At 70.9% G+C, this 26,819-nt stretch carries 25 protein-coding genes; 15 read left to right on the top strand and 10 right to left on the bottom strand.

Going from position 1 to position 26,819, the window contains the following annotated elements:
* Window positions 1–36 precede the first annotated feature (36 nt).
* The 9 genes from PSEJ31_RS0105130 to PSEJ31_RS0105090 all read left to right on the top strand — a co-directional run bounded on the left by PSEJ31_RS0105130 (window position 37) and on the right by PSEJ31_RS0105090 (window position 10,059).
* The gene (locus PSEJ31_RS0105130; protein ID WP_028914844.1) at window positions 37–825 is read left to right on the top strand and encodes a gamma-glutamyl-gamma-aminobutyrate hydrolase family protein; all 789 of its coding nucleotides are present in this window, start codon (window positions 37–39) and stop codon (window positions 823–825) included.
* Window positions 822–2,213: a glutamine synthetase family protein gene (locus PSEJ31_RS0105125; RefSeq protein WP_028914843.1), complete on the top strand. Its 1,392-nt coding sequence runs from the start codon at window positions 822–824 to the stop codon at window positions 2,211–2,213. Before PSEJ31_RS0105130 ends, PSEJ31_RS0105125 begins: the two co-directional genes overlap by 4 nt.
* 55 nt (window positions 2,214–2,268) lie before the next feature.
* Window positions 2,269–3,633, top strand: a complete 1,365-nt coding sequence (locus PSEJ31_RS0105120; protein ID WP_019399601.1) for an aspartate aminotransferase family protein — start codon at window positions 2,269–2,271, stop codon at window positions 3,631–3,633.
* A 73-nt stretch (window positions 3,634–3,706) separates the two neighbouring features.
* Complete coding sequence (locus PSEJ31_RS0105115; RefSeq protein ID WP_028914842.1) at window positions 3,707–4,831, top strand: polyamine ABC transporter substrate-binding protein; 1,125 nt, start codon at window positions 3,707–3,709, stop codon at window positions 4,829–4,831.
* 154 nt (window positions 4,832–4,985) lie between these two features.
* Window positions 4,986–6,122 carry a polyamine ABC transporter substrate-binding protein gene (locus PSEJ31_RS0105110; protein ID WP_037034499.1) on the top strand — a complete coding sequence of 379 codons (1,137 nt, stop codon included), beginning with the start codon at window positions 4,986–4,988 and terminating at the stop codon, window positions 6,120–6,122.
* A 66-nt stretch (window positions 6,123–6,188) separates the two neighbouring features.
* A complete protein-coding gene (gene potA / locus PSEJ31_RS0105105) occupies window positions 6,189–7,328 on the top strand; it encodes a polyamine ABC transporter ATP-binding protein (protein ID WP_026010722.1) in 1,140 nt (379 codons plus the stop codon).
* Window positions 7,329–7,330: 2 nt separating this feature from the next.
* Complete coding sequence (locus tag PSEJ31_RS0105100) at window positions 7,331–8,236, top strand: ABC transporter permease subunit (protein WP_156924928.1); 906 nt, start codon at window positions 7,331–7,333, stop codon at window positions 8,234–8,236.
* Complete coding sequence (locus tag PSEJ31_RS0105095) at window positions 8,233–9,078, top strand: ABC transporter permease subunit (RefSeq protein WP_019399607.1); 846 nt, start codon at window positions 8,233–8,235, stop codon at window positions 9,076–9,078. The genes PSEJ31_RS0105100 and PSEJ31_RS0105095 overlap by 4 nt, the downstream gene beginning before the upstream one ends.
* Window positions 9,079–9,198: 120 nt before the next feature.
* On the top strand, window positions 9,199–10,059 hold the full coding sequence (locus PSEJ31_RS0105090; protein WP_028914839.1) for a pirin family protein: 861 nt from the start codon (window positions 9,199–9,201) through the stop codon (window positions 10,057–10,059).
* Between the two features lie 47 nt (window positions 10,060–10,106).
* On the opposite strand, the gene PSEJ31_RS0105085 is transcribed toward PSEJ31_RS0105090, so the two are convergent.
* The 4 genes from PSEJ31_RS0105085 to PSEJ31_RS0105070 form a co-directional block, all read right to left on the bottom strand.
* Window positions 10,107–10,514, bottom strand: a complete 408-nt coding sequence (locus tag PSEJ31_RS0105085; protein ID WP_028914838.1) for a hypothetical protein — start codon at window positions 10,512–10,514, stop codon at window positions 10,107–10,109.
* 209 nt (window positions 10,515–10,723) lie between these two features.
* Entirely contained in the window at window positions 10,724–11,194 is a 471-nt protein-coding gene (locus tag PSEJ31_RS0105080) for a DUF4426 domain-containing protein (RefSeq protein ID WP_037034593.1), read from the bottom strand.
* Window position 11,195: 1 nt separating this feature from the next.
* Window positions 11,196–12,032: a pyrroline-5-carboxylate reductase gene (gene proC / locus PSEJ31_RS0105075; RefSeq protein WP_028914836.1), complete on the bottom strand. Its 837-nt coding sequence runs from the start codon at window positions 12,030–12,032 to the stop codon at window positions 11,196–11,198.
* 52 nt (window positions 12,033–12,084) lie between these two features.
* Window positions 12,085–12,792 (bottom strand): YggS family pyridoxal phosphate-dependent enzyme, encoded by a 708-nt coding sequence (locus PSEJ31_RS0105070; RefSeq protein WP_084220805.1) that lies wholly within the window; start codon window positions 12,790–12,792, stop codon window positions 12,085–12,087.
* A 107-nt stretch (window positions 12,793–12,899) separates the two neighbouring features.
* Between PSEJ31_RS0105070 and PSEJ31_RS0105065 the strand changes: the two genes are divergently transcribed.
* From PSEJ31_RS0105065 to PSEJ31_RS0105055, 3 genes are all read left to right on the top strand, one after another.
* Window positions 12,900–13,937, top strand: coding sequence for a type IV pilus twitching motility protein PilT (locus PSEJ31_RS0105065; protein WP_019399613.1), 1,038 nt, complete (start codon window positions 12,900–12,902; stop codon window positions 13,935–13,937).
* A 146-nt stretch (window positions 13,938–14,083) separates the two neighbouring features.
* A complete protein-coding gene (locus PSEJ31_RS0105060; protein ID WP_026010724.1) occupies window positions 14,084–15,214 on the top strand; it encodes a PilT/PilU family type 4a pilus ATPase in 1,131 nt (376 codons plus the stop codon).
* A gap of 216 nt (window positions 15,215–15,430) precedes the next feature.
* Complete coding sequence (locus PSEJ31_RS0105055) at window positions 15,431–16,105, top strand: YitT family protein (RefSeq protein ID WP_026010725.1); 675 nt, start codon at window positions 15,431–15,433, stop codon at window positions 16,103–16,105.
* 3 nt (window positions 16,106–16,108) lie between these two features.
* Here the strand turns inward: PSEJ31_RS0105055 and PSEJ31_RS0105050 are convergent, their stop codons facing one another.
* Window positions 16,109–16,978 carry a DUF72 domain-containing protein gene (locus PSEJ31_RS0105050; RefSeq protein ID WP_028914834.1) on the bottom strand — a complete coding sequence of 290 codons (870 nt, stop codon included), beginning with the start codon at window positions 16,976–16,978 and terminating at the stop codon, window positions 16,109–16,111.
* Window positions 16,979–17,021: 43 nt separating this feature from the next.
* Window positions 17,022–17,567: a DNA-3-methyladenine glycosylase I gene (locus tag PSEJ31_RS0105045; RefSeq protein WP_028914833.1), complete on the bottom strand. Its 546-nt coding sequence runs from the start codon at window positions 17,565–17,567 to the stop codon at window positions 17,022–17,024.
* Between the two features lie 80 nt (window positions 17,568–17,647).
* Here PSEJ31_RS0105045 and PSEJ31_RS0105040 point away from each other — a divergent pair, with 80 nt between their 5' ends.
* From PSEJ31_RS0105040 to PSEJ31_RS0105030, 3 genes are read left to right on the top strand one after another with little or no spacing between them, the layout of a single operon-like run.
* Window positions 17,648–18,214 (top strand): YqgE/AlgH family protein, encoded by a 567-nt coding sequence (locus PSEJ31_RS0105040; RefSeq protein ID WP_028914832.1) that lies wholly within the window; start codon window positions 17,648–17,650, stop codon window positions 18,212–18,214.
* Window positions 18,207–18,677, top strand: a complete 471-nt coding sequence (gene ruvX / locus PSEJ31_RS0105035) for a Holliday junction resolvase RuvX (RefSeq protein ID WP_028914831.1) — start codon at window positions 18,207–18,209, stop codon at window positions 18,675–18,677. Before PSEJ31_RS0105040 ends, ruvX begins: the two co-directional genes overlap by 8 nt.
* 59 nt (window positions 18,678–18,736) lie before the next feature.
* The gene (locus tag PSEJ31_RS0105030) at window positions 18,737–19,681 is read left to right on the top strand and encodes an aspartate carbamoyltransferase catalytic subunit (protein ID WP_019399621.1); all 945 of its coding nucleotides are present in this window, start codon (window positions 18,737–18,739) and stop codon (window positions 19,679–19,681) included.
* A gap of 189 nt (window positions 19,682–19,870) precedes the next feature.
* On the opposite strand, the gene PSEJ31_RS0105025 is transcribed toward PSEJ31_RS0105030, so the two are convergent.
* From PSEJ31_RS0105025 to phoR, 4 genes are all read right to left on the bottom strand, one after another.
* Window positions 19,871–21,352 carry a VWA domain-containing protein gene (locus PSEJ31_RS0105025; RefSeq protein WP_232210973.1) on the bottom strand — a complete coding sequence of 494 codons (1,482 nt, stop codon included), beginning with the start codon at window positions 21,350–21,352 and terminating at the stop codon, window positions 19,871–19,873.
* A 336-nt stretch (window positions 21,353–21,688) separates the two neighbouring features.
* On the bottom strand, window positions 21,689–23,215 hold the full coding sequence (ppx, locus tag PSEJ31_RS0105020; protein ID WP_028914829.1) for an exopolyphosphatase: 1,527 nt from the start codon (window positions 23,213–23,215) through the stop codon (window positions 21,689–21,691).
* Between the two features lie 46 nt (window positions 23,216–23,261).
* On the bottom strand, window positions 23,262–25,391 hold the full coding sequence (ppk1, locus tag PSEJ31_RS0105015; RefSeq protein WP_232210972.1) for a polyphosphate kinase 1: 2,130 nt from the start codon (window positions 25,389–25,391) through the stop codon (window positions 23,262–23,264).
* Window positions 25,388–26,812 (bottom strand): phosphate regulon sensor histidine kinase PhoR, encoded by a 1,425-nt coding sequence (gene phoR / locus PSEJ31_RS0105010; RefSeq protein WP_019399625.1) that lies wholly within the window; start codon window positions 26,810–26,812, stop codon window positions 25,388–25,390. Before phoR ends, ppk1 begins: the two co-directional genes overlap by 4 nt.
* Window positions 26,813–26,819 lie beyond the last annotated feature (7 nt).

The following is a 26,819-nucleotide window of genomic DNA, read 5'->3' as shown; positions in this document are numbered from 1 at the left end:
GGGTAAGTTGCCGGAACGCCATCGGACGCTGCTCGCATGGCCCTGACGCCGCTGGTCGGACTGCCCACCGACCGCAAACTGATCGGAGCGCACCCGTTCCTCGCCGCCGGCGAGAAGTACGTGCGCGCGGTGGTCGAAGGCGCCGGCGCGACCCCGGTCCTGATGCCCTCGCTGGATCCGCCGCTGGATCCGGATGCCTGGCTGTCGCGCCTGGACGGCCTGCTGCTGACCGGCGCGGTCAGCAACATCGAGCCGCACCACTACAGCGACGAGCCCAGCTGGGAAGGCAACCTGCACGACCCGGCCCGCGACGCCAGCACCCTGGCCCTGGCCCCGCGCGCGATTGCCATGGGCCTGCCGGTGCTGGCGATCTGCCGCGGCCTGCAGGAGGTCAACGTGGCCCTGGGCGGCCGCCTGCACCAGAAGGTGCACGAGGTGCCCGGCATGATGGACCACCGCGAGAACCTGGAGGACCCGCTGGACGTCCAGTACGGCCCCGCGCACGAGATCAGCCTCGCCCCGGGCGGGCTGCTGGCCTCGCTGGCCGGCGCCGGGCGGGTGCGGGTGAACTCGCTGCATGGGCAGGGCATCGCCCGGCTCGCCGACGGCCTGGTGGTGGAAGCCACCGCCCCGGACGGCCTGGTCGAGGCCTTCCGCGGCACCGGTCCCGGCTTCCTGCTGGGCGTGCAGTGGCATCCCGAGTGGCAGGTCGCGTCCAATCCCTTCTACCTGGCGATCTTCCGCGCGTTCGGCGATGCCTGCCGGGCCTGGGCCGGACGCCGCGCCGCCCCGCCGGCTCCCGAACGCATCCGGACAACCGCATGAGTACACGCAGACGCACCCGAAAACCCGAGGCCACCGCCGAGCAGCAGCAGGAGAACTCGCTGCGGCGCTGGCTCAAGGAGCGGCACATCACCGAGGTGGAGTGCCTGGTGCCGGACATCACCGGCAACGCGCGCGGCAAGATCATCCCGGCCGACAAGTTCAGCCACGACTACGGCACCCGCCTGCCGGAAGGCATCTTCGCCACCACCGTCACCGGCGACTACCCGGACGACTACTACGAACTGACCTCGCCCTCGGATTCGGACATGCTGCTGCGGCCGGATCCGGACACGGTGCGGATGGTGCCCTGGGCCACCGACCCGACCGCCCAGATCATCCACGACTGCTACACCAAGGACGGCCATCCGCACGAGCTGGCGCCGCGCAACGTGCTGCGCAAGGTGCTGGCCGAATACGAGAAGGAAGGCCTGCGGCCGGTGGTCGCGCCGGAGCTGGAGTTCTTCCTGGTGCAGAAGAACACCGACCCGGACTTCCCGCTGCTGCCCCCGGCCGGTCGCTCCGGCCGCCCGGAGACGGCGCGGCAGTCGTACTCGATCGACGCGGTCAACGAGTTCGACCCGATCCTGGACCTGATGTACGACTACTGCGACGCGATGGAGCTGGACGTGGACACCCTGATCCACGAGTCCGGCGCGGCGCAGCTGGAGGTCAACTTCACCCACGCAGGCGCCCTGTCGCTGGCCGACCAGGTATTCCTGTTCAAGCGCACCATGCGCGAGGCGGCGATGCGCCACGGCGTGTACGCCACCTTCCTGGCCAAGCCGATGGAGACCGAGCCGGGCAGTGCCATGCACATCCACCAGAGCCTGGTGGACCGCAGGGGCCGCAACGTGTTCACCGGGAAGAAACCCGGCGAGTTCAGCGAGGTGTTCGGCCACTACCTGGCCGGCCTGCAGAAGTACGTGCCGATGGCGATGGCGTTCTTCGCCCCGAACGTGAACTCCTACCGCCGGCTGATGTTCGGCGAGGTCTCGCCCAGCAACGTGCGCTGGGGCTACGACAACCGCACCTGCGGCCTGCGCGTGCCGATGGACACCCCGGAAAACCAGCGGGTGGAGAGCCGCTTCGCCGGCTCCGACGCCAATCCGTACCTGGCCATGGCCGCGACCCTGGCCTGCGGCCTGCTGGGCATCCGCGAAAAGCTCACCCCGACCGGGCCGACCGAGGTCAGCGCCAAGGAGCTGGGCTACGACCTGCCGCGCTCGCTGGGCGAGGCGCTGGACGAGCTGGAGACCTGTACCCCGCTGGCGACCCTGCTGGGGCCGCGCTTCGTGCGCGCCTACGTCTCGGTCAAGCGCAAGGAATACGAGACCTTCTTCCGCGTGATCAGCTCCTGGGAGCGCGAGTTCCTGCTGCTGAACGTCTGACCCGCCGCGCGCCGCCGGCCGGCGCGTGGCCCGACAACCCGAGGAACCCCGCCGCATGGCCCCGATCGACCTGCCCGAACTGCAGCGCCTGGACGCCGCCCACCACCTGCACCCGTTCAACGACAACGCTGCCCTGGCCAAGCGCGGAACCCGGGTGCTGGTGCGCGGCGAGGGCTGCTACGTCTGGGACGCGGAGGGCAACAGGCTGCTGGACGCCTTCGCCGGCCTGTGGTGCGTGAACATCGGCTACGGCCGCAAGGAGCTGGGCCAGGCCGCGGCCCGGCAGATGGAGCAGCTGGCCTACTACAACAGCTTCTTCCAGTGCACCACCGAGCCGACCATCCGCCTGGCCGCGCAGCTGGCCGAGCTGGCCCCCGGGGACGTCAACCACGCCTTCTTCGTCAACTCCGGCTCGGAGGCCAACGACACCATCCTGCGCCTGGTGCGCCACTTCTGGGCGGTGCAGGACCAGCCGCAGAAGAACATCTTCATCGGCCGCCACAACGGCTACCACGGCACCACCGTGGCCGGCGCCAGCCTGGGCGGGATGAAGGGCATGCACGAGCAGGGCGGGCTGCCGATCCCGGACATCCACCACATCGACCCGCCGTTCTGGTTCGCCGATGGCGGCGACCTGTCGGAGGAGGAGTACGGCATCGCCGCCGCCCGCCGCCTGGAACAGAAGATCCTGGAGCTGGGGCCGGAGCGGGTGGCCGCCTTCATCGGCGAGCCGGTCATGGGCGCCATCGGCGTCTACATCCCGCCGATGAGCTACTGGAAGGAGGTCGAGCGGATCTGCCGCCAGTACGACGTGCTGCTGGTGGCCGACGAGGTGATCTGCGGCTTCGGCCGCACCGGGCAGTGGTTCGGCTGCCAGCATTTCGGCTTCCAGCCGGACGTGATGACCATCGCCAAGGGCATCACCTCCGGCTACATCCCGCTGGGCGCGGCCCTGTTCAACGACCGGGTGGCGGGGGTGCTCAAGGAGGCCGGCGGCGAGCTGGCCCATGGCGCGACCTATTCCGGCCACCCGGTGTGCGCCGCGGTGGCCCTGGAGAACCTGCGGATCATGCGCGACGAGCAAATCGTCGAGCGCGCCCGCGAGGAGGTCGCCCCCTACCTGGCCCAGCGCTGGGCCGAGCTGGGCCAGCACCGGCTGGTGGGCGAGGCCCGGATCGTGGGCTTCATGGGCGCCCTGGAGCTGGTCCCGGACAAGCGCCGGCGGGCGTTCTTCCCGGAGCGCGGCAAGGTCGGCGGCCTGTGCCGGGACATCGCCCTGCGCCACGGCCTGATCCTGCGCGCCACCTACGACTCCATGCTGCTGTCGCCGCCCCTGGTCCTGGACCGCGGGCAGGTCGACGAGCTGTTCGACAAGGCCTGGAAGGCCCTGGACGAGACCGCCGAGGCGATCGGCCGCTGAAAAGGGATGGGCAAAGCCCCCCGCCAGCGCTAACCTGAACCACCTGAACTCCCCTTCCTCCGAGGAACCTGCGATGAAGCTCCGCCTGCTCTCCCTGGGCATTGCCGCCACCCTGCTTGCCGCCTGTGGCGGCAAGGACGATGCCGCGCAGGGGCCGGGCGATGGCGGCGAGGAGAAGGTCCTCAACGTCTACAACTACTCCGACTACATCGCCGAGGAGACCATCCCCGGCTTCCAGGAGCAGACCGGCATCCGCGTCACCTACGACGTCTACGACAGCGACGAGGTGCTGGAGACCAAGCTGCTGGCCGGTTCCAGCGGCTACGACGTGGTGGTCCCGACCCTGAACTTCTTCGGCCGCCAGATCCAGGCCGGCGTGTTCATGAAGCTCGACAAGGGCAAGATCCCGAACCTGGCCAACATCGACCCGAAGATCCTGGAGCGCATCGCCGGCCAGGATCCGGGCAACGAGTACGGCGTGCCCTACATGATGGGCACCACCGGCATCGGCTACAACGTGGACAAGATCACCGAGATCTTCGGTTCCACCGAGGTCGCCAACAGCTGGGACATCGTGTTCAAGCCGGAGAACATCAGCAAGCTGAAGGACTGCGGCGTGACCCTGCTGGATACCCCGGCGGACATGCTCCCGATCGCGCTGCACTACCTGGGCGAGGACCCGCACAGCGGCGACCCGGAGAAGCTGCAGAAGGCGGCCGACCTGATCAAGTCGATCCGCCCGTACGTGCAGAACTTCCATTCCAGCCAGTACGTCAGCGCCCTGGCCAACGGCAGCATCTGCCTGGCGGTGGGCTGGTCGGGCGACATCATCCAGGCCCGCGACCGCGCCGAGGAGGCCGAGAACGGCGTCAACGTCGCCTACTCGATCCCGAAGGAAGGCGCCCCGCAGTGGTTCGACATGCTGGCCATCCCGGCCGATGCGAAGCACCCGCAGAACGCGCACGCGTTCATCAACTACCTGCTCGACCCGCAGGTGGCCGCCAACAACACCAATTACATCCATTACGCCAACCCGGTGAGCGCCGCGACCCCGCTGGTGGACGAGGAGATCCGCAACGATCCCACGATCTACCCGCCGGAGGAGGTGGCCGCGAAGATGTTCACCTACGCGATCAACTCGCCGGAGACGGACAGGCTGTACACGCGGCTCTGGACGGAGATCAAGCAGGGCAAGTAAGCCCTGCGGCCGGCGCCGCCCGCGGGGTGGCGCCCGGCCCGCGCATCCGTCGGAGGCCGCGGCCCTGGCCGGGCGGCAGCCGGAGCAATCCGGCCGCCGTCCGCCGCCATGGAGTCGGGGATCACCACAGGCCCTGCGGGGCAAAGGGGATGCGATGGGTACGTGCAAGTCTGGATTGCTGGGCTGTCTGGTAGTGGTGCTCGGGCTGGCCGGATGCGGCGGGTCCGGGGAGGAAGCCGGCGGGGACGGGGCCAGGCCCGCCGCGGCCGGGGTGGTGCACGTCTACAACTGGTCCGACTACATCGCCGAGGACACCATCCCCGGCTTCGAGCGCGAGACCGGGATCAAGGTCACCTACGGGATGTTCGACAGCAACGAGCTGCTGGAGGCCAAGCTGCTGGCCGGCGGCTCGGGCTTCGACGTGGTCGTGCCCTCGCTGCAGTTCCTCGGCCGGCAGATCCAGGCCGGGGTGTTCCAGCCGCTGGACAAGTCGCGGCTGGAGAACTACTCCGGGCTGGACCCGGCGCTGATGGAGCGCATCGCGATCCAGGACCCCGGCAACCAGTACGCCGTGCCCTACCTGTGGGGCACCACCGGCATCGGCTACAACGTCGACAAGGTGGTGGAGGCCTTCGGCAGCGCCGAGGTGGCCGACAGCTGGAGCCTGCTGTTCGACCCGGACAAGGTCTCGAAGCTGGCGCACTGCGGGGTGATGCTGCTGGACACGCCGAGCGAGGCGATCCCGGCGGCGCTGGCCTACCTGGGCGAGGACCCGAACAGCCACGACCCGGAGGTGATCCGCAAGGGCGCGGCGCTGCTGGCGAAGATCCGGCCCTACATCCGCACCTTCCACTCCAGCCAGTACATCGACGCCCTGGCCAACGGCAGCGCCTGCCTGGTGATGGGCTGGTCCGGCGACGTGCTGCAGGCCCGCGACCGCGCCGAGGAGGCCGGCAACGGGGTCAAGGTGGCCTACGCGATCCCGAAGGAGGGCGCGCCGCTGTTCTTCGACATGCTGGCCATCCCCAGGGACGCGAAGAACATCGACCAGGCCTACGCCTTCATCGACTACCTGCTGCGCCCGGACGTGGCCGCCAGCAACACCAACTACGTCAGCTTTCCCAACCCGGTGCCGGCCTCGCTGGAGCAGGTGGACGAGGAAATCCGCAACGACCCGACCATCTACCCGCCGCCGGAAGTGGCCGGGAAGCTGTTCATGCTGGCGGTGGTGCCGCCGGAAGTGGACCGCCTGTACACCCGGATCTGGACCGAACTGAAGAGCGGCCGCTAGGCTGCACGCAACCGCAGGTGCGGGCCGCCGCGGCGGCCCGCCCCCATGCCTGCCAATGGAGTAAACATGGCGTCAAGCCCCGAACGCGCTAACCCGACTCCCGCCCCCGGTGGCGACCCGGCCGGGTACCTGCGCATCGAGAACGTGCGCAAGGAATTCGACGGCTTCGTCGCCGTGGACGACGTCAGCCTGGAGATCCGCAAGGGCGAGATCTTCGCCCTGCTGGGCGGCTCGGGCAGCGGCAAGTCCACCCTGCTGCGCTGCCTGGCCGGGTTCGAGCGGCCGACCCGCGGCCGCATCGTGCTGGACGGGGAGGTCATGAACGACCTGCCGCCGTACGAGCGGCCGATCAACATGATGTTCCAGTCCTACGCCCTGTTCCCGCACATGACCGTGGAGCAGAACATCGCCTTCGGCCTCAAGCAGGACGGCCTGTCGCGCGACGCCATCCGCAAGCGGGTGGGGGAGATGCTGGAGCTGGTGCAGCTGGGCAAGCTGGCCAAGCGCAAGCCGCACCAGCTGTCCGGCGGCCAGCAGCAGCGCGTGGCCCTGGCCCGCTCGCTGGCCAAGGGGCCGAAGCTGCTGCTGCTGGACGAGCCGATGGGCGCGCTGGACAAGAAGCTGCGCTCGCGCATGCAGCTGGAGCTGGTCAACATCATCGAGTCCTCCGGGGTGACCTGCGTGATGGTCACCCACGACCAGGAGGAGGCGATGACCATGGCCAGCCGCATCGCGCTGATGGACCAGGGCTGGATCCAGCAGGTCGGCAAGCCGGACGAGATCTACGAGCAGCCGGCCAACCGCTTCGCCGCCGAATTCATCGGCTCGGTCAACCTGGTGGACGCGGTGATCGACGACGACCAGCCGGACTACGTCACCCTGCGCACCCCGGCGTTCGATGCCCCGATCTACATCGGCCACGGCATCACCGGCTTCGAGGGCCAGCCGGTGTCGTTCGCGCTGCGCCCGGAGAAGCTGGGCATCGGCAAGTCCGAGCCGGACCAGCAGTACAACAAGGCCCGCGGCATCATCGAGGACATCGCCTACTTCGGCAGCCACTCGGTGTTCCACGTGCGCCTGCCCAGCGGCTCCAAGCTGCTGGTCAACTTCGCCAACCAGCAGCGCTGGGCCAGCGACGACCTGACCTGGAACGACGAGGTCTGGGTGTGGTGGCGCGACAGCGACGGCGTGGTGCTGCTGTCATGAACATGCGCGCGCTGGCCAGGTACCTGCCCTCGGGGCGGTGGGCGGTGATCGCCATCCCCTTCCTGTGGCTGCTGTTCTTCTTCGCGATCCCGTTCCTGATCGTGCTGAAGATCTCCTTCTCGCGGCTGGCCATCGCCATGCCGCCGTACACGCCCATCGTGGAGGTGGTGGACAAGGCGCTGCACCTGCGCCTGAACCTGGGCAACTACGCGGCGCTGTTCACCGACCCGCAGTACGGCCTGGCCTACCTCAGCTCGATCAGGATTGCGGTGGTCTCCACCGTGCTGTGCCTGCTGATCGGCTACCCGATGGCCTACTTCATCGCGCGGATGACGCCGGCCACCCGCAACATCGCGCTGATGGCGGTGGTGCTGCCGTCGTGGACCTCGTTCCTGATCCGGGTCTACGCCTGGATCGGCATCCTCGACGCCAACGGCATCCTCAACCGCTTCCTGCTGTGGACCGGGCTGGTCGACGCGCCGCTGCGCATCCTCTACACCCCGCTGGCGGCCTACATCGGCATCGTCTACTGCTACCTGCCGTTCATGATCCTGCCGCTGTACGCCAACCTGGTGAAGCTCGACCACCGCCTGCTGGAGGCCGCCTACGACCTCGGTGCGCGGCCGTGGAAGGCGTTCGTGCGCATCACCCTGCCGCTGTCGCGCTCGGGCATCATCGCCGGCTGCATGCTGGTGATGATCCCGACCGTGGGCGAGTTCGTGATCCCGGAGATGCTCGGCGGCCCGGACACGCTGATGATCGGCCGGGTGCTGTGGGGCGAGTTCTTCAACAACCGCGACTGGCCGGCGGCCTCGGCGGTGGCGATCGTGATGCTGCTCCTGCTGCTGGTGCCGATCCTGGTCTTCAACCGCTCCCAGCAGCGCACCCTGGAGGGCCGGCTGGCATGAACGACTCCCTGGGCATGCGCATGCTGCGCTGGGCGGTGCTCGTGCTGGGCTTCGCCTTCCTGTACCTGCCGATCGTGCTGCTGGTGGTGTACTCCTTCAATTCCTCGCGCCTGGCCACGGTCTGGGCCGGGTTCTCGGTGAAGTGGTACGGCGAGCTGATGCGCGACCGGCAGATGCTGGACGCGGCCTGGGTCAGCCTGCGCATCGCGTTCTGGACCGCGACCGCGGCCACCGTGATCGGCACCCTCGGCGCGATGGTGATGACCCGGTTCCGCCGCTTCCCCGGCAAGACCCTGTTCGGCGCCCTGGTCACCGCGCCGCTGGTGATGCCGGAGGTGATCATCGGCCTGTCGATCCTGCTGATGCTGGTCTCGGTGGGCGGTGCGCTGGGCCTGCCGTCCAAGGGCATGGTCGCGATCTGGATCGCGCACGTGACCCTCACCGTGTCCTTCGTGACTGTGGTGGTGTCCTCGCGCCTGCAGGAGCTGGACCGCTCGCTGGAGGAGGCGGCCATGGACCTGGGCGCCAACCGGCTGAAGGTGTTCTTCCTGATCACCCTGCCGATCATCGCCCCGGCCCTGGTCTCCGGCTGGCTGCTGGCCTTCACCCTGTCGCTGGACGACGTGGTGATCGCCAGCTTCGTCTCCGGCCCGGAATCGACCACCCTGCCGATCAAGATCTTCTCCTCGGTGCGGCTGGGCGTGAGTCCCAAGATCAACGCCCTGGCCACCCTGCTGATGATGGCCGTGTCGCTGGCGGCGGTGGTCGGCTGGTGGCTGATGTACCGCGAGGACAAGCGGCGCCAGCGCGACATGCAGCTGGCGCTGCAGGACAATAGCTGAAACGACGGCGGGTCTTTTTCTGTAATCGTTCCACTTTCGCAACGGTTCTTCGCCGCAGGCCCGGTTTCGGGCCGCGGCCGCGGGCCCCATGCTCCCGTGCAATCCAACCCGGAGAACACCATGAGCATCCATCCGCAGGTCGAATCCGTCCGCGTGCTGCGCAAGGTCCGCGGCCTGCCCACCTCCGACGGCGCCGGCGTGCGCCTGACCCGCGTCATCGGCGGCCCGGAGCTGCCGGACCTGGACCCGTTCCTGCTGCTGGACGAGTTCGGCACCGACCGCGCCGAGGACTACATCGCCGGCTTCCCGGACCATCCGCACCGCGGCTTCGAGACCGTCACCTACATGCTCGACGGGCGCATGCGCCACCGTGACAACCACGGCAACGAAGGCCTGCTGACCTCCGGCGGCGTGCAGTGGATGACCGCCGGCCGCGGCCTGGTGCATTCGGAGATGCCCGAGCAGGAGTCCGGGCGCATGCGCGGCTTCCAGCTGTGGGTGAACCTGCCGGCGCGCGAGAAGATGACCGATCCGCGCTACCAGGAATTCGGCGCCGAGCGCATTCCGGTGGCGCATCCGGCCGCGGGCGTGGAGGTCAGGGTGATCGCCGGCCGGGCCGGCGGCGTCGAAGGCCCGATCCGGCAGCCGGCCACCGATCCCCTGTACCTGGACATCATCCTGGCTGCCGGCAGCGCGTGGGAATGCGAACTGGCCGCGGGCCATAACGCCTTCGCCTACGTGTTCGAAGGACAGGCCACGGTGGGCGAGGGCGGGGACGCACGCCTGCTGGAAACCAGCCAGCTGGGCGTGCTCGGCGGCGGCACCCGCCTGGTGCTGCGCGCCGGCGCGACGCCGGCGCGGCTGATCCTGGTCGCCGGCCGCCCGCTGCGCGAACCGGTGGCCCGCTACGGCCCGTTCGTGATGAACACCCGCCAGGAGCTGATGCAGGCCTTCGTCGACTTCCAGGAAGGGCGCTTCTAGCCGCGGGTGCAGGCCTGGCGCCGGCCGTGGCCGGCGCCAGGGACGGCTCAGTGCAGGTAAAGCTGCTGCGCCAGGTTCATCGCCCGCCGCAGCTGGTCCGGGTCGTTGGCGTCCAGCCAGATCTGGGCGTAGCGGTCCTCATCCAGCTCGACCACGGTGATCCGCTTCTCGGCCGCGCCGGCCTCGGCGATCTCGGGGCGGTACCACACCACCACGTGCTGGCCGACCCAGCCTTCCTCGACCCGGTTGCGGCGGCGCAGCTTCAGCGGCTCGCTGTCGGTGAACATCACCCCCAGCAGCTGGGTGCCGTCCTGGTCGATGGCGCGGCAGACCTTGTAGCTCTTCCCCTCGGTTTCCTCCCACTGCACGCCGGCGCCTTGCGGCAGCGTCGGGCAATCGGCTGCGACGGCGGTGGAGGCGAAGGCCAGGCCCAGCAGCAGGCCGGGCAGAATCAACGTCTTTTGCATTGAAAGCGTCCCCAAGGTGGCCGCAGGCGCGGCCCATGATCCCCAGCCGGCCGCACGGGCACGCCGGACGGCGGCCCGCTGGCGCGAAGGCGCCATGCGGCCAGCAACTTGTTCCCCCCCTTGTCGCCGCGGGCGGATGCCGCGCCGACGCTCCCGCTGCCGACCTTAACGTGCAGCAGCGAGGCGATGCAAACGCACTAGAAGTTGCGCTGGAAATCGAAACGGTGGCGCCGCCCGCCAGCCAGTACCTCGACGTCGACGCGGACCACGTCGTGTGCGGCGACGTCGACCAGGCCGATGTGGTCGACGTAGCCGCCGCTGCGCAGTTCGCGCATCGCCACCTGCTGTACGCGGCCGGACAGGTCGCGCGCCTGCGCGCGCACCTGGCCGGCGGCCGGGCGTTCGTCGCCGTCGCCATCGTCGTGGCGCAGGGCCACCAGCAGCAGCGCCTTGCCCGGCGTGCGTTCGATGCCGTAGCCGCGCGCCATGGCCGGGTCCAGCGCCAGGGTTGGCAGCAGGGTGTAGCGGGCCAGCAGCGGTCCATCCAGCTCCGCCACCGCCGGCGCCGGCGGCACGAACTGCGCCGGCTGCGGCGCCTCGCCGCCGCAGCCGGCCAGCAGCGGCAGCAGGGCGGCGAGCAGCCAGCTCTTCCTCGCGCGTGCGTGCATCTCAGCCTCCCGCCAGTTCCGCGCCGCGCACCCGCGCCGCATGGATCGCGCGCGCGACCAGGGCCTCGAAGCCGTCGGCCTGGAAGCGTTCGATCGCCGCCTGGGTGGTGCCGCCGGGCGAGGTCACGCGCCGGCGCAGTTCATCGGCAGGCTCGCCGGTCTCGGCCAGCATGCGCGCCGCGCCGAGCAGGGTGTGCACGACCAGGGTGCGCGCCTGCTCCGGGTCCAGGCCCTCGCCGCGCGCCGCCGCCTGCATCGCCTCGGCCAGCAGGAACACGTAGGCCGGGCCGCTGCCGGACACCGCGGTCACCGCGTCCATCAGCGTTTCCTCGCCGATCCACACCGTGGCGCCGGCGGCGGCCAGCACCGCCTCGGCCTGCGCGCGCCGGCGCGCGTCCACGCCGGGGCCGGCGTACAGGCCGGTGACACCGGCGCCAAGCAGGGCAGGGGTGTTGGGCATGCAGCGCACGACCGCGGCATCGCCGCCGAGCCATTCGCGCAGCCGGTCCACGGTGATGCCCGCGGCGATGGAGACCACCAGCGGGCTGGCCGCGGCCGCGGTCGCGGCCAGCGGTGCGCATGCCGCGCGCATGACCTGCGGCTTGACCGCCAGCAGCCACAGCCCGGCGCCTTGCACCGCCGCGGACGCCTCGGCGAACGCCTGCACCCCGAAGTCCGCGGCCAGCGCCTCGCGCAGGGCCGGCACCGGCTCGGCCACGCGGATCCGCGCCGGATCGGCGCCGCGCGCGACCAGGCCGCCGATCAGGCTGCGGGCCATGTTGCCGCCGCCGATGAAGGCGATGGTGGGAAGCTCGGTCGGATCGGGGATGGAGGACATCGACGCCACCTGCGATGGGAAAAGCCGCAGTCTAGCGCCAGCGCGCGGCGCCTCAGCGCGGCGGGCGCGGCCCGAACAGGGCGGTGCCGATGCGCACCAGGGTGGCGCCCTCGGCGATGGCCACGGCGAAGTCGTCGCTCATGCCCATCGACAGCGTGTCCACGGCCGGGTGGCGCGCGGCCAGCTCGTCGAACAGCTGCTTCATCGCGCGGAAGGCGGGGCGGCGGTCCTCAGGGTCCGGGTGCGGCACCGGGATCGCCATCAGTCCGCGCAGTGCCAGGCGCGGCTGCGCGGCCACCGCCGCGGCCAGCGCCGCCACCTCGTCCGGGCGGCAGCCGGCCTTGCCGGCCTCGCCTTCGACGTTGACCTGCAGCAGCACGTTCAGCGGCGGCGCGTCCGGGTTGCGCCTGGCGGCCAGGGCGTCGACCACGCTGCGGCGGTCGATGCTGTGCACCCAGTGGAAGGTGCGCGCGGCCAGCGCCGCCTTGTTCGACTGCAGGTGCCCGATCAGGTGCCACTCCAGGGGGGCGTCCAGCGCCGGATCCAGGGCCTGGCGCTTGGCCGCGCCCTCCTGCACGTAGTTCTCGCCGAACGCCAGCTGCCCGGCAGCGGCCAGGGCGGCGACCGCCTCGGCCGGTTGCAGCTTGGACACCGCCAGCAGGCGCGGCCGCGGGCGGCCGGCGGCCCGGGCCGCGGCGTCGATGCGCGCGAGGACCTGCTGCAGGCGTTCGGAAGGGGCGGGCTGGGACACGGTCGGCAACGGGATTGGCAGGGGGGAATGGGGCGCTATACTGCCGCCAAGGGGACATCGCACGCCAGCCCGCCAAGGGGCCGGGCGGCCGGGGAATTCTGGGGAAAACTCACGCAATGGATATCGCCGAACTGCTGGCCTTCTCGGTCAAGAACAAGGCTTCGGACCTGCACCTGTCCGCCGGCCTGCCGCCGATGATCCGCGTGGATGGCGACGTCCGCCGGATCAACATTCCCGCCCTGGACCACAAGCAGGTCCACGCGCTGGTGTACGACATCATGTCGGACAAGCAGCGCCGGGACTACGAGGAGTTCCTCGAGGTCGACTTCTCGTTCGAGATCCCGTCGCTGGCCCGCTTCCGCGTCAACGCGTTCAACCAGAACCGCGGCGCCGGCGCGGTGTTCCGCACCATTCCCTCCGAGGTCCTGACCCTGGAGGACCTGGGCTGCCCGCCGGTGTTCCGCCAGCTGATCAACCAGCCGCAGGGCCTGATCCTGGTCACCGGCCCGACCGGCTCGGGCAAGTCGACCACGCTGGCGGCGATGATCGACCACATCAACAAGAACGAGTACGGGCACATCCTCACCGTCGAGGACCCGATCGAGTTCGTCCACACCTCGCAGAAGTGCCTGATCAACCAGCGCGAGGTGCACCGCGACACCCACGGCTTCAACGAGGCCCTGCGCTCGGCGCTGCGCGAGGACCCGGACTACATCCTGGTCGGCGAAATGCGCGACCTGGAGACCATCCGCCTGGCGCTGACCGCCGCGGAGACCGGCCACCTGGTGTTCGGCACCCTGCACACCAGCTCGGCGGCCAAGACCATCGACCGCATCATCGACGTGTTCCCCGCCGGCGAGAAGCCGATGGTGCGTTCGATGCTGTCCGAGTCGCTGCGCGCGGTGATCTCGCAGGCGCTGCTGAAGAAGGTCGGCGGCGGCCGCACCGCGGCCTGGGAGATCATGGTCGGCACCCCGGCCATCCGCAACCTGATCCGCGAGGACAAGGTCGCGCAGATGTACTCGGCGATCCAGACCGGCCAGCAGTACGGAATGATGACCCTCGACCAGCACCTGCAGGACCTGGTCAAGCGGGGCCTGGTCACCCGCCAGCAGGCGCGCGAGTACGCCAAGGACAAGCGGCTGTTCGAGTGACCGGAAAGGCGCGCGATTGGCGATTTGTAATTCGTGATTCGACAAGGCCGGGGGTCGTGACGCGGGATCGGTGAGTTGGGGCGCAGCCGCGCTTTTTCGAACCACCAATCCACCAATCACGAATCCCGGCTCCGCAGGAGCCATCGATGAGTACCATGGATTTCACCTCGTTCCTCAAGCTGATGGCGCACCAGAAGGCGTCGGACCTGTTCATCACCGCGGGCATGCCGCCGGCGATGAAGGTGCACGGCAAGATCACGCCGATCACGCAGACGCCGCTGACCCCGCAGCAGAGCCGCGACATGGTCCTCAACGTGATGACCCCGGCGCAGCGCGAGGAGTTCGAGAAGACCCACGAGTGCAACTTCGCCATCGGCGTGGCCGGCGTCGGCCGCTTCCGCGTCTCCTGCTTCTACCAGCGCAACCAGGTGGGCATGGTGCTGCGCCGGATCGAGACCCGGATCCCGACGGTGGAGGAGCTGAACCTGCCGCCGATCATCAAGACCCTGGCGATGACCAAGCGCGGCATCATCATCTTCGTCGGCGCCACCGGCACCGGCAAGTCGACCTCGCTGGCGGCGATGATCGGCTACCGCAACCAGAACTCGACCGGGCACATCATCACCATCGAGGACCCGATCGAGTTCGTGCACAAGCACGAGGGCTGCATCGTCACCCAGCGCGAGGTCGGCATCGACACCGACAGCTGGGAGGCCGCGCTGAAGAACACCCTGCGCCAGGCGCCGGACGTGATCATGATCGGCGAGGTGCGCACCCGCGAGGGCATGGACCACGCCATCGCCTTCGCCGAGACCGGCCACCTGGTGCTGTGCACGCTGCACGCGAACAACGCCAACCAGGCGATGGACCGCATCATCAACTTCTTCCCCGAGGACCGGCGCAACCAGCTGCTGATGGACCTGTCGCTGAACCTCAAGGCGGTGGTCGCGCAGCAGCTGATCCCGACCCCGGACGGCAAGGGCCGCCGGGTGGCGATGGAGATCCTGCTGGGCACGCCGCTGGTCCAGGACTACATCCGCGAAGGCGAGATCCACAAGCTCAAGGAGGTCATGAAGGAATCGACCAACCTGGGCATGAAGACCTTCGACCAGAGCCTGTTCGAGCTGTACCAGGCCGGCGAGATCTCCTACGAGGACGCCCTGCGCTACGCCGACTCGCAGAACGAGGTGCGCCTGCGCATCAAGCTCTCCCAGGGCGGCGACGCCCGCACCCTGTCCCAGGGCCTGGACGGCGTGGAGATCGCCGAGGTGCGCTGAGGCGGGCGCTTCCGGCGGCCGCGGGCGGCCGGCCGGCATGGGCCCGGCGCGGGCTGCTGCTGTAGTGAAGCCAGCCCCCCGGCCCGGCCCCACGCCCGGCCGGGCATCAGGTTTCAGATGAAACCTGCGCGGCCCTGGTGTCTAATACGCGCCCCCCCACGCGGCGCTCTTCCCGTGAGCTTCCCCGATTCCGACCTCCGGCCCGGCCAGGACGCGCTGCCCGACGACGGGGCGGTGGTCACCGCCGGCCCGCTGACCCCGCCGCCCGACTCGGCGGGCACCCCTGCCGACGACAAGGCCTTCCACCACAGCGTGGCCGAGGACGTGCAGGGCATGGTCCTGGCCAGCCTGGTGGCGGCGCTGGGCATGTCATTGTTCGCGCAGGGCGGGGTGATGATCGGCGGCATGGCCGGGGTCTCCCTGCTGCTGCACTACGCGCTGGGCTGGAACTTCGGCCTGGTGTTCGTGCTCTCCAACCTGCCGTTCTACTGGATCGCGGTGCGGCGCATGGGCTGGGAGTTCACCCTCAAGACCTTCGTCGCGGTCGGCGCCACCGGCCTGCTGACCGACCTGCTGCCGCGCTGGATCCGCTACGCCCACGTGGATACCTGGTTCTCGGCGCTGGTTGGCGGGGCGCTGTGCGGGCTCGGCATCCTGTTCTTCATCCGCCACCGCGCCAGCCTCGGCGGCCTCGGCATCCTGGCCGTGTACCTGCAGCGCGAGCGCGGCTGGAGCGCGGGCAAGGTGCAGCTGGCGTTCGACGCGGTGCTGATGGCGGTGGCGCTGGCGGTACTGTCTCCGGCCAAGGTCGCGTACTCGGCGCTGGGTGCGGTGGTGCTGAGCCTGGTGCTGACGTTCAACCACCGGCCCAACCGCTACATGGGCGTGTAGGCCTCAGCGCGCCAGGCGCGCGTACAGCGCCTGGGCGTCGAGCGGGGCATGGACCTTGGCATCGTTGTCGAAGTAGCAGTACACGTCGCGCCGCTTCGCCGCCGGCGCGGGCGCGTCCAGGAAGCGGCGCGCGTCCCGTGGCTCGCCGCCGTCGGCCCAGCGCCGGATGCGCGCGGCCCAGCGATCCAGCGCCGCGTCGCCGTAGCCGCTGCGGTACAGCTCGGTGTCGCCGTGCAGGCGCAGGTACATGAAGCCGGCGGTGACGTCCTCCGCGTAGGGAAAGCGGCCGGGCGTGTCCGAGACCACCAGCGCGACCCGGTGGCGCCGCAGCAGGCGCACGAAGCCCGGGTCGTCGAAGCTGTCGTGGCGGATCTCCAGGGCATGGCGCAGGCGCCGGTTCGGGCCGGCCGGGAGGGCAGTGCGGCCGCGCATACGCGCCGGTTCGTGGCGGCGGGCCAGGGCCAAAGCGGCCCTGGTATCGCGTGGCAGCAGGCCGAGGAAGGCATCCAGCACCTGGCGGTCGTAGGCCATGGACGGCGGCAGCTGCCACAGCAATGGCCCGAGGTGGCGGCCCAGCTGCAGCACCCCGGAGGCGAAGAAGTTCGCCAATGCCGTCTCCGCCCCGCGCAGGCGCAGCATGTGGGTCACGTAGCGCGGGCCCTTCACCGCGAACACGAAGTCGCGCGGTACCTGCTCGGCCCACGCCGCCCAGCTTTCCGGCGATTGCAGCGAATAGAACGAGCCGTTGAGCTCGACGCTGGCGAAGCTGCGCGCGGCGTATTCCAGTTCCCGCCGCTGCGGCAGTCCGGCCGGGTAGAACACGCCACGCCAGGGCTTGTAGCGCCAGCCGGAAATGCCGATGCGGATGGCCATGGGCCGATCATCGCCCGCGCCGTCGGCACGGCCGGGTGAAGGCTCAGCCGGCGGCCGCCATCCAGGGCGGGACCTGGGTCGCCAGCAGGCGCTGGTGTGCGGGGCAGTCCGGGCGGTGGGCGCCGGGCAGGTAGCCCAGCGAGACCAGGAACGAACCGGTGATCTCGCCGCCGGTGAAGCGGAAGGTGCGCTTGAACAGCTTCACCCAGCCGGCCTTGTCCAGCGGATGGTGGGCGTCCAGCCAGGCGGCGAAGCCACCGTGGCTGTCGCGCATGCGCAGGATCACCCCGGCGTTGTGGATCGCCGCCCCGATCTTGAGCCGGTTGCGCACGATGCCCGGATCGGCCAGCAGGCGGGCCCGGTCGGCCGCGCCGTAGGCGGCGACCTTTTCCACGTCGAAGCCGTCGTAGGCGCGGCGGAAGCCCTCGCGCTTGCGCAGCATGGTCTCCCAGCGCAGTCCGGCCTGGTTGATCTCCAGCAGCAGGCGCTCGAACAGCACCGCCTCCGCGCGTTGCGGCACGCCGTACTCGTGGTCGTGGTAGGGGCCGTGCAGGGGATGGCCGCGGGCGAAGTCGCAGTAGCCGGACATGGGCGGGGAACCTCCTGTCGATGCCGCCGATTGTGGCAGGGAAGCGCCGGCGGATGCGCGCCGGCGGCTAGAATGGGCGCATGTCCGCCCCCCAAGACAACCTGGCCAACCACCTGCTGGTCGCGCTGCCCGCGCTGGCCGACCCGAACTTCTCCCGCACCGTCGCGCTGGTCTGCCAGCACGACGACGACGGGGCCATGGGCGTGGTGGTCAACCGGCCCTCCGAGTACACCCTGGGCCAGGTCCTGGCGCAGATGGGCATCGACAGCGCCGACGCCGCGCTGTGTGCCCGCCCGGTGCTGCACGGCGGGCCGGTGCACCAGGAGCGCGGGTTCGTGATCCACGACGGCGACCGCGGCTGGGACTCCAGCCTCAAGGTCGGCGAAGGCCTGTACCTGACCACCTCGCGCGACGTGCTGGAGGCGATGGCCGCCGGCGAAGGCCCGGCCAACGCCGTGCTCGCCCTCGGCTGCGCCGGCTGGGGCGCCGGCCAGCTGGAGCACGAGCTGGCCGAGAACACCTGGCTGACCGTGCCGGCGGACAAGGAACTGCTGTTCGGCCTCCCACTGGACAGCCGCTGGCAGACCGCCGCCCACCGCATCGGCGTGGACCTGTTCCGGCTGGCCGGCTACAGCGGGCATGCCTGAGGCGAGCGTGCCCGCGTTGCCACCGCCCGACGCCATCGTGCTCGGGTTCGACGTCGGTTCGCGCCGGATCGGCGTGGCCGTGGGCAGCGCCGTCGGCGGCGCGCGCGCGGTGGCGGTGGTCGACGTGCACGCCTCCGGCCCGGACTGGGCCGCGCTGGACCGGCTGCGCAGCCAGTGGGGACCGGGCGGCCTGGTCGTCGGCGATCCGCTGACCCTGGACGGCCAGGACCAGCCGGCGCGGCGCCGCGCCCGTGCCTTTGCCCATGCCCTGCGCCAGCGTTGGGGGCTGCCGGTGGCGATGGTCGACGAGCGCTCCAGTTCGGTCGAGGCTGCGCACCGCTTCGCCCGGGCCCGCGCCGCCGGCGCCCGCCGCCGGCGCGACGCCGAGGCCCTGGACGCCGAGGCCGCCGCGGTGATCGTCGAACGCTGGCTGGCCGCCCCCGGGGAAGCCTCCCCGCCGTAGCCGCACCCTTTCCCATGTCGCACGCCGCCGGCGCAGCCGGCCCCACAGGACCACGACCGATGACGCCCCAACTCGATTCCGAAGGACGCCTGCGCCACCTGCTGACCCTGGAAGGACTGCCGCGCTCGACCCTGCTGCAGCTGCTGGACCGCGCCGGCCAGATCCGCGACGCGGCCGTGGGCCGGGTCGGCAAGCGCGCGGTGCTGGCCGGCACCGCGGTGTGCACCCTGTTCTTCGAGCCCTCGACCCGCACCCGCAGCTCGTTCCAGCTGGCGGCGCAGCGGCTGGGCGCGGACGTGCTCAACTTCGACGCATCCACCTCGTCCACCCGCAAGGGCGAGACCGCGCGCGACACCCTGCGCAACCTGGAGGCGATGGGCGTGCGCGGCTTCGTCGTGCGCCACCCCGACGACGGCGCGGTGCAGGCCCTGGCCGACGCCGCCGGCGAGGGCACCGCGGTGGTCAACGCCGGCGACGGCCGCAACGCCCACCCGACCCAGGGCCTGCTGGACATGCTGACCCTGCGCCAGGCCAAGGGCAGCGACTTCTCCAGGCTGAAGGTGCTGATCGTCGGCGACGTGAAGCATTCGCGCGTGGCCCGCTCGGACCTGCACGCGCTGCGCACCCTGGGCGCGGGCGAGATCCGCGTCTGCGGCCCGGCGGCGCTGCTGCCGGAAGCCGAGGTCACCTCCGGCTGCATCGTGGGCGAGGACTTCGACGCGATGCTCGAGGGTGTCGACGCGGTGATGATGTTGCGCCTGCAGCGCGAGCGCATGGAGGAAGGCCTGGTGCCCTCGCTGGACCAGTACCACGCCCGGTACGGCCTGACCGCGCAGCGCCTGCGCCGCGCCGCGCCGGACGCGGCGGTGCTGCACCCGGGCCCGATCAACCGCGGCGTGGAGATCACCGACGAGGTGGCCGACGGCCCGCAGTCCTGGGTGCTGCGCCAGGTCGGCAACGGCGTGGCCGTGCGCATGGCGGTACTGGAGCACCTGCTGGGCTGACGCGTATTCCTCCCGATGGGAGGGTGACGGGCCCGCGTTCGCCGGATAGCCAAGCGCATCCGGAACGGGACACCGTGCCGCTGGATCCTGCGTGCTTGCATGGCTGGCGGCTTCCCGGACGCGGCCTGCGGGCCTTGCCCGGGCGGCGCGTCGGGCCCCTCTCCGGCGGGAGAGGGGCGTGCCGGCGCTTTATTCCGCGGAGCCGCCGTTGCCGGTTTGCGGCGTGGTGACGTCGCGCGCCACATCGACCAGGCGCAGGAACTCGTGGCGCAGGCCGAAGCGGTCCTCGCCCAGCGCGCCGCGCGCGGTGGCGGCGACGTCGTCCCAGGTCCACTGGTCCACGTAGCGGCCGCCGCGCAGCAGGTCGGCATAGCCGGCCACCGCGGCGGCGAAGCGCAGGGACTCGCTCGCCTGCGCCCGCAGCGCCGAGCGCAGCACGGGGGTCTCGAGCAGCCGGCTCTCGTCCTGCCCGGGCAGCTTGTAGCGCAGGCGCAGGTGGGCCAGTTCGGCGGAGGCGGCGGCCGCGGCCGGGACCGGATCGGCGTAGCGCAGCGGCGGCAGCCGCTCGGCGCCGGAACCGACCAGGGTCAGCTCGTACAGCGCGGTCACCTCGTGGCCGGCGCCGATGTCGCCGGCGTCCACCCGGTCGTTGGCGAAGTCCTCCTCGCGCAACAGCCGGTTCTCGTAGCCCACCAGGCGGTACTCGGCGACCACCGCCGGGTTGAACTCGACCTGCACCTTCACGTCCCTGGCGATGGTCAGCAGGGTGGCCTGCATCTGCTGCACCAGCACCCGCCGGGCTTCCTCCAGGGTGTCGATGTAGGCGTGCTGGCCGTCGCCTGCATCGGCCAGGCGCTCGGCCATGGCGTCGTTGTAGTTGCCCATGCCGAAGCCGAGCGTGGACAGGGCGATGCCGGCGCGGCGCTGGTCGGCGACCATGGTCAGCAGCGCGCCGCGGTCGGTGATGCCGGCGTTGAAGTCGCCGTCGGTGGCCAGCAGGATCCGGTTCACCCCGCCCTCGATGTAGGCCTGGCGCGCCATCGCGTAGGCCATGCGCAGGCCTTCGTCGCCGTTGGTGCTGCCGTAGGCGCGCAGCCCTTCCAGCGCGGCCAGGATCTCGCCGTGGCGGTCGCCGGGCGTGGGCGGCAGGACCAGGCCGGCGGTGCCGGCGTAGGCCACGATCGAGACCCGGTCCTGCGCGCGCAGCTGCGGCACCAGCTGGGCGAAGGCGCGCTTGAGCAGCGGCAGCCTGTCCGGGTAGTCCATCGAGCCGGAGGTGTCGACCAGCAGCACCAGGTTGGCCGGCGGCAGCTCGCGCTTGTCCACGTCGTAGCCCTTGATCCCGACCATCAGCAGCTGCCGCCGCGGGTTCCACGGCGCCGGCGCCAGCTCGGTGGTCACCTTGAACGGCACCTCGCGCGAGGCCGGGGCGGGGTGGCCGTAGTCGAAGTAGTTGAGCATTTCCTCCACCCGCACCGCGTCGGCCGGCGGGCGGTAGCCATCGCGCAGCATGCGGCGGACGTTGGCATAGCTGCCGGTGTCCACGTCGATCGAGAAGGTGGACACCGGGGCTTCGCGGGTGCGGCGCACCGGGTTGTCCTCGCGGGTGTCGTAATGCTCGGTGTTTTCCGCCGGCCGCGGCAGCGGGCGCTGCGGCATCGGCATGGGCATGGGCGCATGGGCCAGCGACGCTACCGGTGCAGGGGCGAAGGGCGGGGCCGGGTGCCTGGTCGCGGCCTCCCTGGCGCGCGACCGTTCGGCCGCGGCCCGCGCGGCCTGCATGGCCTGGGTGCGTGCCTCCGCCTCGGCGGCCGCAGGCGGGGATTTGGACGGAGTGGTGCAGGCTGCGAGCAGGACGGCCAGGAGGGCTGCGCAGGCGGAGGTCTTGCGGATCGCGGATGGTGCGGGCATGGGCGGATCTCGGGTGGGTTCGGACATGCAAACGGACGGCGCGCCCCGATGGGGTTGTACGGGTTCCCGGCGGGTGCCGGGCCGCCGTGCCGGCGTTCAGGCCAGCGCGTGCTCGAACTCGATGCCCAGGCCCGCCATGCCCTTCTTCTCGTCGGCCAGGTCGGCACGCAGCAGCGCCCGGTCCTCGACCCAGGCCTGGGGCAGGACGAGGCGCAGCGACGCCGGGCCCGCCTCCAGCTGCAGCGGTGGCAGTTCGTCGCTCTCATGGGAGCGGTGCAGCAGCACCGCCAGGCGCAGCAGTGCCGCCTTGCGCCGCGCAGACAGCAGCAGGCGGTCGGGCAGGGCGTCGAAGGCCGACTTCGGGACGCCGCGGCGGTGGGTACGCACCAGCGCCGCCAGCACCTGCTGCTCCTGGCGGGAGAAGCCGGAGATGTCCGAATGCTCAAGGACGTACGCGCCGTGCAGGTGGTACTGGGTGTGTGCGATCGCCATGCCCAGTTCGTGCACGCTGGCGGCCCAGCCGAGCATGCGCGCGTCGTCCTCGTCCAGGGCCCAGGCCTCGGCCACCAGGCCGAACAGCTGCAGGGCCGTGTCCCGCACGCGCCCGGCCTGTTCCTGGTCGATGCCGTAGCGATGGATCAGCGCCTGCACCGAGATGTCGCGCGGATCGTTCTCGCCGCCGCGGCCGAGCATGTCGTAGAGGATGCCCTCGCGCATGGCGGCCTTGCTGACCAGCAGCTTTTCCAGGCCCAGCGACTGGAAGGCCGCCTCCAGCACCAGGATGCCGCCGGCGATGATCGGCCGGCGCTCGGACGACAGGCCGGGCAGGTCGATCTCGTCGATGCTGCGCGCCTGCAGCAGGCGTTCGCGCACCTGGGGCAAGGCCTGCGCGGTAATTGCGCCCTTGGTCAGGCCCATCGCCACGCAGATCTCGCTGATCGACTTGTGCGTGCCGGAGGAGCCGAGGACCTCGTCCCAGCCGCGCGCGCGGTAAAGGCTGGCGAACTGGCGGAACTCGCCGGTGATGACCGCCAGTGCTTCCTTCCAGCGCTTCTTCGACAGCTTGCCGCCGGGAAAGAAACGGCGGGTCGATGCGATGCAGCCTGCCTGCCGGCTTTCGCGCTCGATCGGCTCGAAGCCGCGGCCGATGATGAACTCGGTCGAGCCGCCGCCGATGTCGATCACCAGCCGCTGCTGGCCGGGCTTGGGCGGCTGGGCGTGGGCCACGCCCAGGTAGATCAGGCGCGCCTCCTCGCGGCCGGACACCACTTCCACCGGGAAGCCCAGGGTGGCCTCTGCCTCGGCCAGGAACGGCTGCGGATCGCGCAGCCGGCGCACGGTGTTGGTGGCCAGCGCGCGCACGTGCAGCCGCTCCACCCCGCGCAGGCGCTGGCCGAAGCGGGCCAGGCAGTCCAGCGCGCGCGCGCGCGACTGCGGTGCCAGGCCGCCGTCGGCGTCCAGGCCGTCGGCCATGCGCACGGTCTCGCGCAGGCGGTCGATCACCCGCAGCTCGCCCAGCGAATAGCGGGCGAGCACCATGTGGAAACTGTTGGAACCAAGATCGATCGCGGCCAGCGCATCGCCATCCTGGACCTGCGGGCGGGATTGGGAGGAATGGGGCATCGGCGAATCTTAGCGGATGCCGTCCCGCGGCCCGTAACCGGGGAGGCTAGAGCGCGTCCAGCAGCGCCTGCTGTGCCGAGTGCGGCGCCTCGCCCTCGGCGGGCACGCATTTGCGGTACGTGCCGTCCGGGCCCAGCTCCCAAGCATTGAGGTTGTCGGCCAGGCAGTTCTGCAGCACCTCGCGCTCGATCCGCTCGGCCAGCGCCGGGTCCAGGATCGGGAAGCAGATCTCCACCCGCCGCAGCAGGTTGCGCTCCAGCCAGTCGGCGCTGGCGCAGTACATCTCCGGGCGGCCGTCGTTGCCGAACCAGTACACCCGGCTGTGCTCGAGGAAGCGGCCGACGATCGAGCGCACGCGGATGTTGTCGGACACGCCCGGCACGCCCGGGCGCAGGGTGCAGGCGCCGCGCACGATCAGGTCGATCTGCACCCCGGCCTGCGAGGCCTGGTACAGCGCGCGCACCACCTGCGGCTCGTTGAGCGCGTTCATCTTGGCCACGATCCGCCCGGGGCGCCCGGAGGCGGCCAGCTGCGCCTCGCGCGCGATCCGGCTCAGCAGCCCCTGGTGCAGGGTGAACGGCGATTGCAACAGGCGCCGCAGGCGGATCGACGGCGCCAGCCCGGACAGCTGCTGGAACAGCAGGTGCACGTCGTTGCCGATCTCCGGGTCGGCGGTGATCAGGCCCAGGTCGGTGTAGCTGCGCGCGGTGCCGCTGTGGTAGTTGCCGGTGCCCAGGTGCACGTAGCGGCGCAGGCGCCGGCCCTCGCGGCGCACGATCAGCAGCATCTTGGCGTGGGTTTTGTAGCCGACCACGCCGTACACCACCTGCACGCCAGCTTCCTGCAGGCGGTCGGCCACGCCGAGGTTGGCGTCCTCGTCGAAGCGCGCGCGCAGCTCCACCACGACGGTGACGTCCTTGCCGTTGCGCGCGGCCTGTACCAGCGCGTCGACGATCGCCGAGTCCTTGCCGGTACGGTACAGGGTCTGCTTGATCGCCAGCACGTCCGGATCGACCGCGGCCTGCTTGAGCAGCTCCAGCACGGCGCTGAAGGAGTCGAACGGGTGGTGCAGCAGCACGTCGCCGCGCGCCACCGCCTCGAACACGCTGCCTTCCTCGAAGCGGTTGCGCGGGGTGAACGCGGGGTACTTCAGTTCGGGGCGCTGGACCAGCTCGTGGACCTGGATGACGCGGTTGAGGTTGACCGGGCCGTCGATGTAGTAGACCGCGTTCTCCGGCAGCTCGAAGTTCTGCAGCAGGGAGCGCACGATCGGGCGCGGGCAGTCGTGGGCGATCTCCAGCCGCACCGCCGGGCGGTAGCCTCGGCCGGCCAGTTCGGTGCGCAGGGCCGAGGCGAGGTTGTCGACCTCGTCCTCGTCGACCACCAGCTCCGAGTTGCGGGTGACGCGGAACTGGTATGCGCCCTTGACCGTCATGCCGGGGAACAGCTCGTCGACGAAGGCGGCGAGCATCGAGGACAGCAGCACGAAGGCCTGCTCGTCTCTGCCGCGCAGCTGGCGCGGCAGCTCGACGATGCGGTTGAGCGAGCGCGGCGCGCGCACGATCGCCAGGTGTCCCGGTCGCCCGAACGCATCCATGCCCTCGAGCATCACGACGACGTTGAGCGACTTGTTGAGGATGCGCGGGAACGGGTGCGACGGATCCAGCCCCAGCGGCGACAGCACCGGCATGACCTTGTTGCGGAAGTAGGCGCGCAGCCAGCGGCGCTGGCGCGGGTTCCAGGCCTGGCGCGGCAGGATGCGCACGCCGGACTCGGCCAGCGCCGGGCGCAGCACCTGGTTCCAGCAGTCGTACTGGGCCTGCACCAGCTCCGCCGCACGCGCGTAGATCGATTCCAGCAGCTGCGCCGGGGCCATCCCGTCGGACGCCGGCGGCAGGCCGAGCTGTGCCGCATGGCGCACGGTGGCGGTGCGGATCTCGAAGAACTCGTCGAGGTTGGTGCAGGAGATGCAGAGGAAGCGCAGCCGTTCCAGCAGCGGCACCTGCGGGTCCAGGGCCTGGGCCAGCACCCGGAAGTTGAAGTCCAGCTGGGAAAGCTCGCGGTTGAGGTACAGCGCCGGGTCGCGCAGCGGGTCGGCCGGCTCGTGGCCGGTGGGCAGGGGCACCAGCTGCGGTGCCTCGGTGCCTGTGCGCGTGTCGGTGGTCGGACGGTTCATGGCAGCACCCCCTGCAGCTGCTGATCATGCCTCGGACGGACGCGTTCGGGGCCGAAGTGGCAGGCGAAGGTGCTGCCCTGGCCCACGTTGCTGTCGATCGACAGCCGGGCCTGGTGCAGGCCCAGCACGTGCTTGACGATGGAAAGGCCCAGCCCGGTGCCGCCGCTCTCGCGCGAGCGGCTGCCGGAGACCCGATAGAAGCGTTCGGTCAGGCGGGGGATGTGTTCGGGCGGGATGCCGACCCCGGTGTCGCGCACGGCCAGCACCGCGCCGCCATCTTCGCCGCGGCGGAATTCGATCGCGATGGTGCCGCCGGCGGGGGTGTAGCGCACCGCGTTGCCGACCAGGTTGGAGAAGGCGCTGTGCAGTTCGCGCGCCGAGCCGAGCAGGTCGCAACCGGCGGTGTCGCGCACCTCGATGGCGTGGCGGCCCTGGCTGCAGGCCTCGGCCTCGCGTCGCAGGCTCGCCAGCACCGGGCCCATGGCTACTTCCTCCTCAGGCAGGCTGTCGCGCGCCTCCAGCCGCGACAGTGCCAGCAGGTCCTCGACCAGCTGGGTCATGCGCTGCGACTGCTTCTGCATCTCCGCCAGCATCGGGCCCCACCCGGGGAAGTCCTCCGGGTCGAGCATGTCCAGGTAGCCGTGGACCACGGTCAGCGGGGTGCGCAACTCGTGGGAGACGTTGGCGACGAAGTCGCGGCGCATCTGCTCCAGGTGCAGCAGCTTGCTGACGTCGCGTGCCAGCAGCAGCCAGTAGTCCTCCGAATAGGGGATCAGGCGCAGGTTCAGGCGCAGGCCCGGGTCCACCGGGGAGGGCGCGTCGAGGATCGGTTCGGCGTTGCGCCCGGCCGCCATCCAGCGTGCCATCGGCAGCGGCCGCAGGCGCGCGGCTACCGGCGCGCCCAGGTCGCGCGGGTGCTGCAGGCCCAGCAGCGCGGTGGCGGCGCGATTGAACCACAGGATGCGCTGGGTGTTGCGGTCCACCACCAGCACCGCGTCCGGCAGCGCGGCGGCCGCGGCGCGGTAGGCCTGCAGCATGTCCAGCAGGCGGCGGTTGCGTGCGCGCATGCCGGCCTGGTTGCGGTGCAGGAGCCGGTCCAGGGCGTTCCAGGCGCCGCCGCCGGATGGCGGTTCGCGGTGCTGGCGCCGGTCCAGCGCGGCCAGCACCCGGTGCAGGCGCCAGCCGTGCCAGGCCAGCAGAGCCAGTGCCACCGCCGCCAGCACCGCGCCGGGATGGCCGCTGGCGAAGCCGCCAACGGCGGCGCCGGCCAGCACCAGCACCGTGCCGGCCAGGGTACGGCGCCAGGCCTGGCGTAGCCGGGCCGCGTCCTCGCGCGCGCCGGCGTCGGCGGGCAGGGCGGACTCCGGGTCGGGGAAGCGTGGTGCGCCCGCGGGCGGGAAGGGGCCGGTCCGGCTGTCCATCCGCGCG

This window comes from Pseudoxanthomonas sp. J31 (assembly GCF_000510725.1).
Taxonomy (GTDB): domain Bacteria; phylum Pseudomonadota; class Gammaproteobacteria; order Xanthomonadales; family Xanthomonadaceae; genus Pseudoxanthomonas.
This window is presented reverse-complemented; position numbering and strand designations above follow the sequence as displayed.

Excerpts from the sequence above, each read along its gene's own strand:
- PSEJ31_RS0105045 (WP_028914833.1), bottom strand. The coding sequence starts at position 17,567 with ATGTCCGGCTACTGCGACTTCGCCCGCGGCCATCCCCTGCACGGCCCC.
- PSEJ31_RS0105065 (WP_019399613.1), top strand. The coding sequence starts at position 12,900 with ATGGATATCGCCGAACTGCTGGCCTTCTCGGTCAAGAACAAGGCTTCG.
- PSEJ31_RS0105100 (WP_156924928.1), top strand. The coding sequence starts at position 7,331 with ATGCGCGCGCTGGCCAGGTACCTGCCCTCGGGGCGGTGGGCGGTGATC.
- PSEJ31_RS0105080 (WP_037034593.1), bottom strand. The coding sequence starts at position 11,194 with ATGCACGCACGCGCGAGGAAGAGCTGGCTGCTCGCCGCCCTGCTGCCG.
- PSEJ31_RS0105060 (WP_026010724.1), top strand. The coding sequence starts at position 14,084 with ATGAGTACCATGGATTTCACCTCGTTCCTCAAGCTGATGGCGCACCAG.
- proC (WP_028914836.1), bottom strand. The coding sequence starts at position 12,032 with ATGTCCTCCATCCCCGATCCGACCGAGCTTCCCACCATCGCCTTCATC.
- PSEJ31_RS0105120 (WP_019399601.1), top strand. The coding sequence starts at position 2,269 with ATGGCCCCGATCGACCTGCCCGAACTGCAGCGCCTGGACGCCGCCCAC.
- PSEJ31_RS0105095 (WP_019399607.1), top strand. The coding sequence starts at position 8,233 with ATGAACGACTCCCTGGGCATGCGCATGCTGCGCTGGGCGGTGCTCGTG.
- PSEJ31_RS0105115 (WP_028914842.1), top strand. The coding sequence starts at position 3,707 with ATGAAGCTCCGCCTGCTCTCCCTGGGCATTGCCGCCACCCTGCTTGCC.
- PSEJ31_RS0105090 (WP_028914839.1), top strand. The coding sequence starts at position 9,199 with ATGAGCATCCATCCGCAGGTCGAATCCGTCCGCGTGCTGCGCAAGGTC.
- PSEJ31_RS0105040 (WP_028914832.1), top strand. The coding sequence starts at position 17,648 with ATGTCCGCCCCCCAAGACAACCTGGCCAACCACCTGCTGGTCGCGCTG.
- ppx (WP_028914829.1), bottom strand. The coding sequence starts at position 23,215 with ATGCCCCATTCCTCCCAATCCCGCCCGCAGGTCCAGGATGGCGATGCG.
- ppk1 (WP_232210972.1), bottom strand. The coding sequence starts at position 25,391 with ATGAACCGTCCGACCACCGACACGCGCACAGGCACCGAGGCACCGCAG.
- PSEJ31_RS0105130 (WP_028914844.1), top strand. The coding sequence starts at position 37 with ATGGCCCTGACGCCGCTGGTCGGACTGCCCACCGACCGCAAACTGATC.
- PSEJ31_RS0105025 (WP_232210973.1), bottom strand. The coding sequence starts at position 21,352 with ATGCCCATGCCGATGCCGCAGCGCCCGCTGCCGCGGCCGGCGGAAAAC.
- PSEJ31_RS0105110 (WP_037034499.1), top strand. The coding sequence starts at position 4,986 with ATGGGTACGTGCAAGTCTGGATTGCTGGGCTGTCTGGTAGTGGTGCTC.
- PSEJ31_RS0105050 (WP_028914834.1), bottom strand. The coding sequence starts at position 16,978 with ATGGCCATCCGCATCGGCATTTCCGGCTGGCGCTACAAGCCCTGGCGT.
- phoR (WP_019399625.1), bottom strand. The coding sequence starts at position 26,812 with ATGGACAGCCGGACCGGCCCCTTCCCGCCCGCGGGCGCACCACGCTTC.
- PSEJ31_RS0105125 (WP_028914843.1), top strand. The coding sequence starts at position 822 with ATGAGTACACGCAGACGCACCCGAAAACCCGAGGCCACCGCCGAGCAG.
- PSEJ31_RS0105030 (WP_019399621.1), top strand. The coding sequence starts at position 18,737 with ATGACGCCCCAACTCGATTCCGAAGGACGCCTGCGCCACCTGCTGACC.
- ruvX (WP_028914831.1), top strand. The coding sequence starts at position 18,207 with ATGCCTGAGGCGAGCGTGCCCGCGTTGCCACCGCCCGACGCCATCGTG.
- potA (WP_026010722.1), top strand. The coding sequence starts at position 6,189 with ATGGCGTCAAGCCCCGAACGCGCTAACCCGACTCCCGCCCCCGGTGGC.